Origin of the sequence: Rubritalea marina DSM 17716, assembly GCF_000378105.1 — a bacterium.
Classification (GTDB): domain Bacteria; phylum Verrucomicrobiota; class Verrucomicrobiia; order Verrucomicrobiales; family Akkermansiaceae; genus Rubritalea; species Rubritalea marina.
The window spans coordinates 13,660-29,088 of record NZ_KB899260.1 but is presented as its reverse complement, the minus strand read 5'-3'; the positions used below and the strand labels follow the sequence as shown (position 1 = coordinate 29,088).

Here is a 15,429-nt window from a genome sequence, read left to right as displayed (position 1 = left end):
ATTCAAATCAACATCTAGTATTAGTATACGTCAGCAGCCTCATTCACATTTTCACTAGCTGCTACCACCTTAGGCTTCGAAGGCTTTTTAGTATCAGGGGTATAGTAAGTATAATAACTTGTGTAATACTGGTATTGGCTATCACTACGAACATCGACGTTGTTAAGAACAACACCCAATACAGTCCCCCCCACACTCTCAACAGCCTTCTTCACACGGACCAAGATCTCTTTAGGCAACTTACGGTGCTGCACGACAATCAAAGTTAAGTCCACTTCGGCACTAATTACGGAAGCGTCACTCACACCAATAATTGGCGGAGAATCGACGAGAACCAAATCAAAGCGTCCTTTAACGTCTTGAATAAGCTCAGACATCTTTCTTGAATTAAGAATACCAGCAGCATCAGCAGGAAGCACGCCTGATGGCAAGAAGTAGAGATTCTCGGTTGAAGTTTGGATAACCAAGTCTTCCAGCGCGACATTACTACTGAGATAGTTCGTCAGACCCACAGTATTTGGCATATCGAAGAATGTGTGGAGACGAGGGCGACGAAGGTCAGCATCAATCATTAATGTTGAGTAGCCCCCCTGAGCACAAATGTAGGCCAGATTGACGAGCGTGGTAGATTTCCCTTCACCAGCACCACCTGAAACAACCGTGATAGCATTATCACTTTGATTGGGACGGTTAAATTCAATGTTCGTTCTTAAAATTCGGTATGCCTCAGCATCTGGCGTCCCACCTGCCATATTCAGCAAACTCCCCACTCCAGAAGGTACCACAGCAAGCACGGGCACCTGAAGGTACCTCTCCACATCTTCCATACTGCGAATCGAGTTATCCATCAGCTCAAGAGCAAAGGCGATTCCTACTCCAAAGATGAGCCCCGCCACAGAGCCCAATGCCATGTTCAAAATCCAATTAGGAGAAACGTAATCAGCTAGCTCAGGCTCTTTTGGGTATCCATAAAACTCAATAGGGTCAATGGACATATTCTCCTGAATCTCTTCAAGGTCTTGACTATTCCTAAGACTATTCAGCGTCTCAACCGCATCTTCGTATTCATTCTGATACGTGGTGAAGAGAGTATAGTCCTCAGCCGTATTACGGGCATCGTCCTTCGACCGTTCGTTAGATTGCTTTAAGCGAGCCACTTTAGCCTCAGCTTCAGCCAGTAACACTTTGAGAACTTCGCGCACCTTTATCACTTTTTGTGATAGATCTTCTTTCAGGATAGTAATCTGCGCTTCGTATTGCTTCACCTTAGGGTGATTAGCTCCAAGCCCTTCTGCCAAGGCTCCAGCCTTTTCCCTCTGAGCTTCCTGATATTGTTCATAGGTGCGGGTCAACACCGCACTCTCAGGACGATTAAGACCGGCTACATGAGAAATCAGCGATTCATCATCTAAGCCCACAAGGTTACGCACTTGAAGTTCCAACTCGTCACGGTCTTTCACCGCCTCATCATACAAAAAGCTTTCTTTGTTCACATCCTGACGTACCAGATCCGTGGTTCCACCTTTATTGAAGCGGTCAAAGTAAATAATTCCCGTCCGGTTCGAGAATTGAAGAAGGCGATTTCTGTAATCTTCCACTACATCTTCTCTCTTTTGGATCTTTTTATCCAGTTCTTGTCTCGTTTGTGCACGGCGGCGCTGTTCATGTCCGATTCGAATCTCGGCATATGCATTGGCCACTGCCTCTGTGGCGTCTTTCAAGTATGGTCGATGCTCCTTACGCATTCTTAAAGAAACTTCGATCAAATCAGTGCCTCGCTCCTGACGAGTCGAGAGACCGCCTTTCAGCACCATCACAGTTTCAGCCATCGAAAGTTGTAATTTCTGAGGCAACTGAGTCATCTCCGCAGCACGCTTCAAATTCTCTTCTGATTCAATAATCTTAAATTGCGTACCGAAGAACTGGCGCGTCATCATCGTAGAATACCCAGGGTTATTCATCATTTGATGTTTTGACCCCAGTGGGTTGATCTTCACCACTGCAGTAGCTTCATACTTCTTCGGCATGACATAAGTCACAACTGCCGCTGTGAACACCACCAACAGAAAGCTGAGCACGATGATTCCGAATCGATTTTTGATGATCTGCAGGTAGTCATTGACGTGCAGCGCGGCCTCAGAGGAATTGAATTGGGTGTTATTTTGCATGATATCTTCGCCCCATAGGGACGTTGCTCGAGTGCTTAGTTAATAGGTTTATTAAACGCTACCTATCACACTTGCAAAGTAAAAAAGCCTGCTCTGACTGATTTCAGAGCAGGCTTTGAAAATTAAGTTTTAACAGACTACTGATCTTAGAAAATGTAAGTCAATCCAGCCTGCACTCGACTACGGTCATACTCACGGTTAAGTGTGTCGCCATCGTCATAGGACTTGGTGTAGTTGTATGTCACATTGGCATTCAAGTTGTCCAATATGGAATAAGTTGCACCAATGTGGAAGTTGAGAACCTGTGAATCATCATCAGGACGACCACCGTAGTAATCATTCGTCACAAAGTTCACACCACCAGTGAAGTAAAGATCCTGTGATAGGTGGTAATCACCTGCAGAAGCAAAACGGAATGCCTGGTTATTCTCAAAATTGGCACCTGATGAAGAAGTACCGTAATCGTTGACGTCATATGCAGCATTGAGTCGAACACGGAACACTTCATTCACACGCTGGATGTATGCCAATTCAAATGTTGGGTCAGTCTGACTCGAGCGTGTGTCCACTTTACGGAACTGAGCACCCACCTTACCAACGAACACACCTGATTCAGAAACACGGTGCTCCACACCGACCAACAACTTGTGACTCTGTGAGTCTAAACCACCATTCACATCTGTAGCGAGGTATCTGTAATCGAATGTCGCAACGCTTTGCGGGCCTGCAACATAACGGAACTGTTGATACACGCCCACGCTTTGGCGGTCATTCACCTGATCAATTTCATTGTCATAGTTCAAAGTACGGAAACTAATGCCAGTGACAGTCGCCAAGCGCGCATTCCACTTGTAACCCAATGAGTTGTCAGTTGAGAACAGGAAATAATCATCATTGGAACGATCATTCACCACACCGTGTGTGTAATCTGGCTCTAAACCGTAGAAAATGTAGTTACGAGTCTGGACGTACAGGCGCTCGCTGACGTTGTGCTTGATGTTGAGGATGCCTTTTGTGTCATTGTAAGTATCCTTCACACCTGAACTTTCCACATTATCAAAGTAATGAAGAAGACCCAATTTGAGGTTGAAATCAATATTCGTCTGAGGGCCGAAGCTCAAGTAGTTCGCTCCAACATTGATCGAGGTGTAACCGAGGGAATCACCGCGATTACTTGGAACTGACGGCGTCACATTGTCATCCCAACCAAGGTTCACCGTAGCACTAAACTCGAGTGGAATATCCTCTACCAACCCATCGTTGGGGGAGACGTCGAATACACCTTGTGCAGCCAATGATCCAGTTGCAAGAGCACTAACAAGGCAGAATTTTGTGAATTTCATGTATGTTTTGTAGTTATTCTAGAAAGATTATTCAAGGGAACTAGTCGCGAGTCGAACGTGGCTTCTTACCGTCTGATTGGTTGTTTTGATTCACCACATTGTTCACACCGTTACCACCAATACCTTTGTTACCCCCACCGGCAATATCGAGGGGATTAGCTGTCACCAAAGCCAAGATGACTTGATTCACGGCAGTGACCACTGGAATTGAGTTCCCTGCAGCATTCTTCGCAGACATACCAATAAGGCTAGCCTGAGAAGCGCCTGCTCCAGCCTGCTTTGCAGCAACATTCACAATGTTAGCCACGAGTGCCGGTGATGGGTTTTTGCCAAGAGCTTTAACGGCTGCTCCGACGATGGCGGCAGCGTTGGCCTTATCATCTTTAACCGCACTTTTCACAGCAGCAACGATCGCTGCGTTGTTACCATTGGCAGCCTTAACAGCGGATGCAGCATTAGCAGCTGAGGATCCCTGACCTTGAGCTTGGACCGCGATTGGCGCAAGAAGCATCGCGGCCATGCAAGTAAATTTGAGTGTCTTTTTCATAGGTAGTTTTTGAGTTAATTTACATTTAGCCAGCGACTCTACATTGAGCTATCCACCAACCAATGAAGTTATGCAACCATCTCTATCTGCGTAACATAGTCCATACACTATAGATTCCTGATCTATTGGCAAGATGTTTTTACGCATTCTAACAAACAAAAGAAGCCAACCAAGCAATGCTGGATGACTTCTTAAATATTTCTGTATGACAGAGGGCGAAATGCCTTGTCTTACTTGATGCCCTTTTTGGAGAGCTTAGTAGCACGAGTTGTGCCTTGACGGGCCTTGAACTTAGGATTCGTCTTGCAGATAACGTAAAGTGTACCTTTACGCTTAACCACTTGGCAATCTTCGTGGCGACGCTTCATTGAGGCGAGTGATGATAAAACTTTCATAGGATGAGAAACTTTCGTTTTGGGAGGCGCAAAATACGTGACCTCACCATGTTGTAAAGCCATTTCTTTAGAATTCTCTAGTTTCTATGATTTCAAGGTTTCACATCATCCAAGGCATTTTCTAGCATATCTCGATACTCTTCTCGCGAAACCTCGTACCCACCAAACTGCCTGAGGTGGTCGGTCATCCATTGTGTATCAAGCAACTCGATACCTTGTCGTTGCAAATTCTTCACCAAATGCACCAGTGCTACTTTACTGGCATTCACCTTCCTACTGAACATGCTTTCACCGAAAAAGGCTCGACCAATAGACACTCCATAAAGCCCCCCTTGCAGGCCATCATCATCCCAACATTCGTAGGAATGAGCCAACCCCATAGCATAAAGCTCTGAATAACTATCAATAATACATTCATCGATCCAAGTCTCCTGACGGTCAGCACAGGCGCGCATCACCCCCTCAAAATCAAAATCCACACGGAGCTCATACCTCCCCTGTCTGACAAGTTTTCTAAGGTTCTTAGGCACATGAAATCGTTCATCTAGAGGAATCACCCCCCTCATCACTGGCTCGAACCACAAAATCTCGCCCTGATCGGCCATCGGAAAAACTCCCTGACAGTACGCACTTAGAAGCATTTCCACTGAGATCCCTTTCATTAACATAAACCTAACGACACTTAAATCTGCGCTCAAGCCATTTGTAGCGAGCTCTCATAAATTGTTCAAAAAACAAAAAAGCTATACTCGACACTCCCTCAACCTATGTAGAAAGTGTCAACAGATGCTCACGTTTGACCGCTACATCGGGAAGCAAATTCTCAGCACCACACTCTCCTCAGTAATGATTCTGAGCGGAGTCTTTTTACTTGGTAATATTTTTAAAGAAGCGCGACCACTTTTTGTTGGGCAACAGCCATCTGCCCAATTCGTTCTAGAATTCATTTTTAGCATCTTCCCGTTTTCCCTGATATTTACAGTACCATTCAGCTTCTTAGCTGCCATCATGATCGTCTTCGGCAGACTATCTACAGACAATGAAATACTCAGCATGCGCATGGCGGGTCAAAGCCTACCCCGCATTGCCATCCCCGTCTTTCTAAGCGCTGCGGTGCTCTCAGCATTTTGTTATTGGCTCAACATCGAAATTGCTCCTAAAGCGAAGGAAAAAGTCCAATCCTTGCTCGTAGCTGCGGTGAAAGAAAACCCAAATAAATTTCTCGATCCCGGCGTGGTTCAAACTCAACTAGCGGACAAGCGTATCTATGTACAAAGACGAGAAGGCGACATCCTATACGGTGTGCATATCCATGAAATCGGAGACCCTTCCACCGAGTATGCAGAAAAGCAATACACCTTTGCACAGCGAGCCGAGCTCGCCGTCGACATCGAACTAGGCCAACTTCAACTCAAACTCCAAGAAGCCACACTTGAATCCATTAACGATAATGGCCTCCACACACCGATTAAGGTGGAAGCGATTAACCCAGTGATCTTCGACTTCAACATTGATGAGGAGCGCACACTGAAACCCACGGCGATGAGTAACGAAGAAATTCACGCATTCTTGGCAAAGAACCAGCAACTCTCTCCTGAGATCCGATACGATTTCGAGCGCGAAATCATCCACCGCCGCTCATACTCACTAGCCTGCTTAGCCTTCGCCGTCATCGGAATACCATTAGGCATGACATCAAAAAGAAGAGAAAGCTCCAGCGGCTTCATCCTAGCCTTAGCCGTAGGCCTGGGCTACTTCCTCTTCCACATTTTCGCAAACCAGACTAAAGTGGATTCGCGTGATATTGCCACACTTCTTTATTGGGCTCCCAATTTACTGGCATTACTCATTGGCTGCTTTCTGTTCTACCGGAAGCGTTAAATTCCCACCGCAATGGCTAAACACACTCATCCGATCCGAAATCTAAAAAATAAGATCGTCGATTTTTTTAGGGAAAACGCTTTAGACCTCTTTCCCATCAGGCACTCGTTCCATGAGCTCAAACCCCGCACGGTAGCCTGCGACCTCAAAGCCGCACTCAACGTCACCTTATTAACGCTGCCACAAGGCATGGCCTATGCCGCCATCGCCGAACTCCCGATATACTACGGCATCGTTTGCTCGATCATTGCTGGGATCATCGCCCCCCTCTTCTCTAGCTCGCGCTTCACCATACTAGGCCCCACGAATGCCACTGCCTTCATGGTCTTCAGTTTCTTCATCTCTCACCCAGAAATTGACCAGCAGAGCAAACTTCTCATGATGCCTCTATTGGTCTTCATGGTCGGTTTCTTTTCAATCGCGGGAGCCTACCTCAAACTAGCAGACCTGCTGCAATACGTCAGCCGTAGCGTACTAGTAGGCTACATCACTGGTGCCGCTATCCTAATCATAGCCAATCAAGCCAAACACCTAGTGGGAATCGCTGAACCAATGAGCGAGGTGTCTGCAAAAACATTCTTCTCCATCCTCAAATACACCGTGGAATTTTGGGATCACTACCAATGGCAACCCATTCTTATAGGCGGCATTGCACTGAGCGCATACCTGGTCCTCCAGAAGCGCTTCTCCGTGTTACCCAACTTCGCGATCACCTTAACCATCGTCAGCGTTCTCACAAAATTGCTAGCGATCGCTCAACCTAGGCTATTCGAAAACATCGACACCTTTTCCGCATTCCAGAACTTCGCATTCACCCCCTCCTTGCCACTGTTTGACTTCGACACCCTGTCCTCTCTCTTCGGCGTCGCCATCGCAGTCACATTTCTAGCGTCGTTGGAAAACACCGTTATGGGCAAATCTTTAGGCTCACGTGTCGGTGAGCGCCCCAATGTCAACCAAGACATGTTTTCTGTTGGTATGTCCAACATCTTCGCTTCCCTCCTAGCTCCCATGCCAGCATCAGCGTCTCTGACCCGATCGGCACTAAACTTTGACTCTGGTGCCAAATCGCGTTTCGCATCCATCTATTCAGCCATGATGTGCTTGGCGGGCTTCTGGCTACTCATCAAGCTACCCATTGTTGAGAACATCCCCAAATCCGCCCTAGCCGGTCTCGTCATCGGCATCGCCATCTCACTCATCAATTGGCACAACATCAAAATCTGCCTACGCTCCACAAGTGACGACGCATTGGTCATTCTTACCACCTTTACCGCAACGCTCATCACACGGCTAGATTACGCAATCTTCGCCGGCGTGGCACTATCCATCACACTCTTCCTACGCAGAGCCTCCAAGCCACACCTGATCGAATACGAGATGAGTGACGAAGGCAACTTACGCGAACTAGATAAAAAGAAAGAACGCCCGCTCCCTGCAATCTCAATCGTACACGTCGAAGGCGACCTCTTCTTCGGAGCCGCTGAACTATTTAGCACCCAAGTCCAACGCACCGCCTCCGACCCTAACCTCAAAGTCATCATCTTACGCCTCAAGAACGCACGCCATCTTGACGCAACATCTGTGATGGCACTCGAAGGGCTGGTGAAACACATGCATGCTGAAGGGCGCTTCATCCTTATCTCAGGTGCCAGCAGGGAAGTCTACAAAGTTCTTAAGCATTCCGGAGTGTTAGAAACAGTGCAGAAAGACTGCGATCGCTCACTTGGCGAAACCAACGTCTTCATTTATTCACCAAGCAACCCCAACCTTTCCACACGCGATGCTCTGATCCGCGCACAAGAACTTCTAGGGACCAATAAGGCAGACATTAAAATTTTCTATGACCCGGCTCACAAATAAGCTAAGCCTCCGTCAACAAACCGCAGTAACACTATGCAAAAGCACCTTACGATCGACCTCAACAACCTCCCTGAAGAGGGGAAACAATTTGAAGGCGAGCTAGACCAAGAGCTCTACAAACTCCCTGCACATGACGCTCAACCTACTGGTCCACTCTACTACGACCTCCATGTTCAACGATTCGAAAACGAACTCCTTGTGCGAGGATACCTCTCATCGCCATTCGAGTTCACCTGCGTGAGGACAAACAAACAATTTATCAAAACAATTTCTATAGAAGAATTTGCAGACTCTTTTGAAATCGAAGAAGCCCAAGCAAACCTCACAGATCCCTTACGGGAAGAGGTTTTGACAGCCTTCCCAGACTACCCTCGGTGCGACGAAGCCGACGAACCACAAGAGTGTATTATCGATAAACGCTATTTAGCAGTAGACAAAGACACCACTTCTGGTGTAGACCCTGCGCCCCAGGCGCCTAATGACACTCGCTGGAGTGCGCTCGACGACCTTAACGAATTTAAAGATTAACCACTAACCGTCTAAACAAGACACAAGATTATGGCAGTTCCAAAGCGTAGAACATCAAAAATGAAGCAGAAAATGCGTCGTGGCGCAAACCGTTGGCGTGCACCAAAACTCCAAACCTGTTCTGAGTGCGGCAGCCGCGTTCCAGGCCACATTGCGTGCCCATCATGTGGTAACTACAATGGCCGTCAGGTTCTCGAAGTAGACGCACTCTAATAAATATATCATTCGGACTCACACTTTATGAGTCCATTGATCAAATACTTTAAAAACGCTGCGGTGACATTTTTTCATCGCGCGTTTTTTGTGTTTAGATATAGATATTCCCATCTATGAAAATCGCACTAGATGCTATGGGCGGCGACAACGCCCCGTCCATCAATATCATAGGAGCCAAAGATGCTCTTGCTGAATATCCTTCTATCGAAACCCTCTTTCTCGTCGGAGACGAAGAAACACTAAAGAAGGCCTGCGCAGAGCACAAGCTCACCGATGCACGCATCCAGATCGTCCACGCTAAGGAAGTAGTGGAAATGCACGAATCTGGAGCCAAGACCCTCAGAAGTAAAAAACATTCCTCCATCGCCATCGCCACAGAGCTAGTGAAAAAAGGCGAAGCTGACGCCGTGGTCAGCGCTGGCAACACTGGCGCAGCAGTCGCTACAGCCACACTCAAACTCCGCACCCTAAAAGGTGTCGAGCGAGCCGGCATCGCCTCCCCCATCCCAAATGAATACGGAGTCTGTAACTTGCTGGACGCTGGGGCCAATCCAGAAGCCACAGCGCGCCACCTCGTCACCTACGCCGTAATGGGCGCCATCTACTCCAACCACGTCATGGGCGTCAAGGACCCCGTGGTAGGCCTCATGTCTAATGGCGAGGAAGACGAAAAGGGAAACAGCCTAACAAAGGAAACCTTTGCTCTACTCAAACAACTTGAAGCTGCTGGGAAATGCCCATTCTCTTTCAAAGGCAATGTCGAGGGGCACGACCTATTCGACACAAAGCTCGATGTCGCCCTCTGTGACGGCTTCACGGGCAACATCATCCTCAAGTCTTGCGAAGCAACGGCAAAAGCGATGTCCAAGTGGATGAAAATCGAATTCAAGCGCACCCCACTTCGCACACTCGGCGCGGCCATGTCACGCGGAGTTTTCAAAGCAGTGAAGCAGCGCTCATCCTATGAATCCTATGGCGGGAGCCCACTCTTGGGAGTCAATGGCGTTTGTATCATCGCTCACGGCGGCTCCTCTGGCCTCGCTATGAAAAACGCCATTCGTGTGGCCCAAGAAACAGTTGACCAAAGTGTCAATCCACATATTGAAGCTGCACTTGCATCTCTCGACGAAGCAAGCTAAGCCTGTCTTCTCTGAAATTTGAGATCACTCAACCAAACATACACCACGATGTCTAACAAACTCAGCTCACTCAAGGAGCACACTACAATCGTTGCCGACACCGGCGACTTTCAGTCCATTGCGGAATACACCCCACAGGACGCCACCACGAACCCGTCCCTCATTCTCAAAGCAGCCCAACAAGCTGAATACTCAGCAATCGTTGACAAGGCTGTAGCAGAATTCGCAGACTCCACTCTCACAGGTGGAACAAAGATTGAGGCCATCATCGACCGTCTCCTCATTCTCTTTGGACTCGAGATCCTCAAAGTCGTACCTGGCCGTGTTTCCACAGAAGTTGACGCACGCCTTTCGTTCGACACAGCAGGCACCGTCGCCAAAGCAAAAGAACTCATCGCAGCATACGAAGCAGAAGGCATCAGCCGCGAGCGCGTCCTCATTAAAATCGCTTCCACTTGGGAAGGCATTAAAGCTGCTGAGGAACTCGAGAAAGAAGGCATCCGCTGCAACCTCACACTCCTATTCTCAATGGCTCAAGCAGTGGCTTGTGCAGAGGCAAACGTCCAACTCATCTCACCATTTGTTGGTCGTATCTACGATTGGTACAAAGCAAAGAACGGTGTCGAGTACACAGGTGCTGAGGATCCAGGTGTTCAGTCAGTGACTCAGATCTACAACTACTACAAAAAGTTTGGTTACAAGACCGAAGTCATGGGTGCTTCATTCCGTAACACCTCCCAAATCATCGAACTCGCAGGCTCTGACCTCCTCACCATTAGCCCGAACCTTCTGCAAGAACTACAAGATGCTGCAGGCTCAGTTGAATGTAAGCTCACGCCAGAAAATGCCAATGCTTCTGAGCTCGAAAAAATCAGCCTCGACGAGAAAGCCTTCCGTTTCATGTACAATGAAGACGCCATGGCTACCGAGAAGACCGCTGAAGGCATCCGCGCCTTCTCCGCTGATATCGTCAAGCTTGAGAACCTCATTGCTGAACGTGCATAATCCACAGGGTTATTTAGCTATTTAAGAAATGGCTCTCTACTGCATCGGAGACATACACGGTAAGTTCGATCGACTCAATCAAGTCATCGCTGACATACCAGACCACACCACCATCGTATGTGTGGGGGACATTGGCTTGGGATTCACTGACGCCAATGACCCTAGCTGCCTTGCAGAAGTAGATGCCACCGCCACAAGCAAGAGCCAGACCATCTGGCTCTTGCGTGGCAATCACGATGACCCAGCCATTTGGCACAATCATCGTCATGAATGGAACTCGGCTCTTCATTCCATTCGAATTCCGAATGATATCCACCGCATGAAAGTGGACAACATCCACGTCATCATGGTCGGTGGGGCAATATCTCTCGACCGTAGCCATCCAGGTCGCGTCGATGGACTCAACTGGTGGAACGGCGAAGGCATGAACCTCAACTCAGTGAAGCATGTCGAACAATTCGTGGAATCCTATGGTAGAGCTGACATCCTGATCACACACTGCGGCTCGATCAATGCGGAACCTGGACCAGAGCGAGATGCCGAGACATTCGAACACTACGGCAAAGTAGATCAAACACTCAAAGCTGACGCTGTGCGAGAGAGAGAAACCGTGGCACAGCTCGTCGAAGCCTCGCAAACCCGTACCGCAGTCTTTGGACACTACCATGTGCCTATCGAGAGCCACCAAGGACCAATTCGCTATCGCTGCTGCGCCGAACTCGAAGCCTGGGAATACGTCAAACGCTCTGTACTCCCCCCCCTTCCGCAACTCTAGTTGCCCAAGCTACAATTGCTTCAGTGATCCTCAGGACGCCACATCACAGGCCCACTCATTGAGCTTGAGACGCCTATGAGATAGAACATTTTTTATTTATTCTAAGATTCAGCTTGGATCTGTCATTGTTGCGTTATAATCTGCTAGATAATGACCTCCCTTCGATTCACCGCCCTGATTCTCATTCTCTCCTCTTGTTTCACATTCGCTCAAGAGTTTGCTCCTCCACCCCTTGCTAGATCCAAAGTATACCGTAGCACGCTACGCCTAACTAATGATCTTCAAATTTACGAAGGCCTTCCTCACCAACTCCATGAGAAGAAGCTGCTCAAAAAAGAACTCCAGCGTGATGACGTGGTGAGGTTCGCAGGATTTCCATTCTACATCCCTAGCGTCTCAGCAAACAACGCAGAGGCGCTCATCCAGGTTCTAGCAGACAAGAAGAGCATTACTGTATACGGAGGGCTCAAACCCTGCGGTGCCTATCACCCAGACTACTGTGTATCCTGGAAAAAAGGACCCAAAACCTATTACGCATTAATTTGTTATGGATGTGGAGAAATCGTTTTCTACGACGGAAGAAAACCTCTCATGTATGACCTAACACATGAAGCTTTAGAAAAATTAAAGGATTTACTCGTTGGATACGAACACAAGCGCCCACGAAAAAAATAAGTAAATCCAATGAGTAAGCATTCCATATCCCTTACAGCGGTTGGCCACAAGCGACGAAAACATCATAACACATTACATTTAAGTCATATAAAATACGCCAACTTTAATGAAGTGTGAGATATTTCAATATTGAACAACCTAGAAATTAAACCCAATATGCAACAATGATACGTGTGTCCCCCTCCCCCAGACGTACTAATCGCATTAGTCGTAACATCATTATTGGTTTAGTTTTATCAATATCTGCTCTAGTTGTATTTTCAGTCTATTTTAAGTCGGCTCTAAGTGACGTAAAAAAAGAAGGTGAATCGACCATTGGAACATTTATCCCATTGAGTGTGACCACGAAGACTCTGCGGTCAGTGACTGCAGACATGTTTGCAACACTCAACTTAGACTACTACACAGATATCAATGCTGAGAATTATGAAGTAGAGGCCTTACTCAATAGCATGGAGCATAGTAAAAACACACTCCATGAGCTCTCCAAAAGTAGAGCCTTGAATACAGAAGAACTCGCCAACCAACAAATTGAAAAAGTCATCCTCAACACAGAGGACTTTATGCATTCGGTCGAGAGATTGCGACTGAGCAACACCAAGCCAATCGATTTAGAGTTCAATTCCAAGTTCTACCCTCTTTATGTAGAAGTCAGTGAAGCCATCCTAGCAAACAACTCACTTGGCGACCCAATCCAACGCCAATTATCAGATGCTAGCTACCAGCTCGCCTATGGTCATTTGCTAATTGCTGAGACAGCCAACGAAGGATCCACCGAGACCTTCAATGAAATCCTCAGCTCATTCACCTCGGCAAAAGTCCTTGTTACCCGGATTGAAAAAGAAATTGTTGGAGGGGAATCCATCATCAATGGGCTTCAATCACTCACTCAGATGGTAGAGAAGAAATACCAAAACCTCGTCGATTATCAAAACACACGCGAACAAGCATACAACAATTTCACCAACAGCTATGCAGCCTTTCACATCAACACCCTTGCAGTTGAAAGCTACCTAGACACCTTCCTTAAAGACCATGAAGCAAGCTTACTCTCTTATGTCTCGAGAGCTAGTTCAATGACAACCACTTTGCTCATATCCTCGATCGCCTTGGGCCTCGGGATATGTGTCTTGTTCTACAAGACAGTTCTCACGCCATTCATCGCTCTAATGGATGACACTCAAATGTACCTTGAGTCTGGAGAAGCCAGACCAACACCCGGACTCAACAGAAAAGATGAAGTAGGCACATTCGCCAAAGTAGTCGACGACCTTAAAAAGTCCGACATAGAGAAAAGCAACGTCATGCAGGAACTTGGAGAGGCGACTAGAGTCGCCCAACAAGCAAACCAGGCAAAGAGCCAATTCCTCGCCAATATGTCTCACGAGATCCGCACTCCATTGAACTCAATCATTGGATTCACCAACATCATGCATGAAGAAGAGCTCAACCGCGAACAGCGCAATATGGTGGGCTCTATCAAGAGTAGCTCTAGGACACTTCTCGCATTGGTGAACGATATTCTCGATCTCGCCAAAATCGAATCCAACGAGCTCACAATCGAGTCCATCCCTGTCAACCTCGAAGACCTCGTCTACGAAGTTGTTGAAACTCAGGTCTCAAGTACCACCAAAAAGTCAGTAGAGCTCAATATCGACAGCCAAGACGTCTTCCCACAACTATGCACCGATCCGACTCGACTCAAGCAAGTCATCATGAATCTCGTCAGTAATGCCTCTAAATTTACCGAAGAGGGAGAAATCTTGATCTCTATGAAGTCGGCGTATGAAGACGACATCACTCAAACCGTAGAATTTTCAGTCAATGATACCGGAATCGGCATGACTAAAGAACAAGCTGCGTCCATCTTCGATGCATTCAAACAAGCCGACGGCACCACCACCAGAAAGTTTGGAGGCACCGGGCTAGGTCTCAATATTTCGAAAAAGCTGATAGAAGCATTCGGTGGAGAAATCCACGTTGAAAGCGCCCCTATGAAAGGCTCCTGCTTTTCCTTTCAACTGAAATTCAAAAAGAACTACTCGGCCAAGAAATCCAGCGAACTGGCACTGGATATCACTTCGCTTAAGAGCAAAAAGTTCCTCATCGTCGATGATAATGCGTCTGCCCGTATGATCATGAGCCGATACTTTAAAGACGAAGACCTAGAGCATTATGTAGCATCTGATGTCGATGAAGCCATCACATTACTGAAGCAACATGACATCGAGGTCGTCCTCACAGACCTCATGATGCCAGGGAAAGACGGCTTCGATCTCTACGAAGAGGCAGCTCTCTTAGACAATGACTACCAATTCATAGCAGTAACCTCGGATCTACGTTCTAGTACGATCTCCAAGATCAAGGAGCTCGGATTCTCGGGCTATTTATTCAAACCGATCAGAAAAATATCGCTCAAGAAGAGCCTCCTGGAAATTCTCAATGCTGACCTTGAAACTCAAAGCGCCGAGGAAGATACGGAGACCGAAGAGAATGTATCTATGCACATCCTCTTGGTAGACGACAACAACACCAATATCCTAGTCGGCAAGATGATCCTAAGCCGCATGGGACACACCGTCACCACTGCTTTGAGCGGACAGACTGCCATTGACCTAGTGGAATCAACCAACTTCGACTTAGTCCTCATGGATATGCAGATGCCCAATATGAGCGGCATCGAAGCAACAGTCAAAATACGAGATCTAGGGCATCGTTTACCCATCATTGCTCTCACTGCAAACGCCTTCGAGTCGGATAAACAAAGCTGTATCGATGCCGGCATGAACGACTACATGACCAAACCAATCGATAAAGAAAGACTGCAAGAGACTATCGCGAACTACGCGAGTAAAAACTCAAAACAAATGAGCTCTTAATCAGCCCCACGCGAC

The 15,429-nt window shown here is 47.3% G+C and carries 14 protein-coding genes; 9 read left to right on the top strand and 5 right to left on the bottom strand.

Going from position 1 to position 15,429, the window contains the following annotated elements:
* Positions 1 to 20: 20 nt before the first annotated feature.
* From F454_RS0110895 to aat, 5 genes are all read right to left on the bottom strand, one after another.
* On the bottom strand, positions 21 to 2,168 hold the full coding sequence (locus F454_RS0110895; protein WP_018970693.1) for a GumC family protein: 2,148 nt from the start codon (positions 2,166 to 2,168) through the stop codon (positions 21 to 23).
* A gap of 146 nt (positions 2,169 to 2,314) precedes the next feature.
* Complete coding sequence (locus F454_RS0110890) at positions 2,315 to 3,511, bottom strand: porin family protein (protein WP_018970692.1); 1,197 nt, start codon at positions 3,509 to 3,511, stop codon at positions 2,315 to 2,317.
* Between the two features lie 40 nt (positions 3,512 to 3,551).
* A complete protein-coding gene (locus tag F454_RS0110885; RefSeq protein ID WP_018970691.1) occupies positions 3,552 to 4,058 on the bottom strand; it encodes a hypothetical protein in 507 nt (168 codons plus the stop codon).
* A gap of 230 nt (positions 4,059 to 4,288) precedes the next feature.
* Positions 4,289 to 4,453: a type B 50S ribosomal protein L36 gene (gene ykgO, locus F454_RS14955; RefSeq protein WP_083912993.1), complete on the bottom strand. Its 165-nt coding sequence runs from the start codon at positions 4,451 to 4,453 to the stop codon at positions 4,289 to 4,291.
* A gap of 92 nt (positions 4,454 to 4,545) precedes the next feature.
* Positions 4,546 to 5,121 (bottom strand): leucyl/phenylalanyl-tRNA--protein transferase, encoded by a 576-nt coding sequence (gene aat / locus F454_RS0110875; RefSeq protein ID WP_018970689.1) that lies wholly within the window; start codon positions 5,119 to 5,121, stop codon positions 4,546 to 4,548.
* A 118-nt stretch (positions 5,122 to 5,239) separates the two neighbouring features.
* Here aat and F454_RS0110870 point away from each other — a divergent pair, with 118 nt between their 5' ends.
* The 9 genes from F454_RS0110870 (at position 5,240) to F454_RS0110830 (ending at position 15,414) form a co-directional block, all read left to right on the top strand.
* Entirely contained in the window at positions 5,240 to 6,334 is a 1,095-nt protein-coding gene (locus F454_RS0110870) for an LptF/LptG family permease (protein ID WP_018970688.1), read from the top strand.
* Between the two features lie 12 nt (positions 6,335 to 6,346).
* Positions 6,347 to 8,197 carry a SulP family inorganic anion transporter gene (locus F454_RS0110865; RefSeq protein WP_018970687.1) on the top strand — a complete coding sequence of 617 codons (1,851 nt, stop codon included), beginning with the start codon at positions 6,347 to 6,349 and terminating at the stop codon, positions 8,195 to 8,197.
* 33 nt (positions 8,198 to 8,230) lie between these two features.
* Complete coding sequence (locus F454_RS0110860) at positions 8,231 to 8,725, top strand: YceD family protein (RefSeq protein WP_018970686.1); 495 nt, start codon at positions 8,231 to 8,233, stop codon at positions 8,723 to 8,725.
* A gap of 30 nt (positions 8,726 to 8,755) precedes the next feature.
* A complete protein-coding gene (gene rpmF, locus F454_RS0110855; protein WP_026292853.1) occupies positions 8,756 to 8,938 on the top strand; it encodes a 50S ribosomal protein L32 in 183 nt (60 codons plus the stop codon).
* A gap of 116 nt (positions 8,939 to 9,054) precedes the next feature.
* Positions 9,055 to 10,080, top strand: coding sequence for a phosphate acyltransferase PlsX (plsX, locus tag F454_RS0110850; protein ID WP_018970684.1), 1,026 nt, complete (start codon positions 9,055 to 9,057; stop codon positions 10,078 to 10,080).
* A gap of 48 nt (positions 10,081 to 10,128) precedes the next feature.
* Positions 10,129 to 11,085, top strand: coding sequence for a transaldolase (tal, locus tag F454_RS0110845; protein ID WP_018970683.1), 957 nt, complete (start codon positions 10,129 to 10,131; stop codon positions 11,083 to 11,085).
* A gap of 28 nt (positions 11,086 to 11,113) precedes the next feature.
* Positions 11,114 to 11,860: a metallophosphoesterase gene (locus F454_RS0110840; protein ID WP_018970682.1), complete on the top strand. Its 747-nt coding sequence runs from the start codon at positions 11,114 to 11,116 to the stop codon at positions 11,858 to 11,860.
* Positions 11,861 to 12,010: 150 nt separating this feature from the next.
* Positions 12,011 to 12,535, top strand: coding sequence for a hypothetical protein (locus F454_RS0110835; protein WP_018970681.1), 525 nt, complete (start codon positions 12,011 to 12,013; stop codon positions 12,533 to 12,535).
* A gap of 374 nt (positions 12,536 to 12,909) precedes the next feature.
* Positions 12,910 to 15,414, top strand: coding sequence for a response regulator (locus tag F454_RS0110830; RefSeq protein WP_018970680.1), 2,505 nt, complete (start codon positions 12,910 to 12,912; stop codon positions 15,412 to 15,414).
* The last annotated feature ends 15 nt before the right edge of the window (positions 15,415 to 15,429 follow it).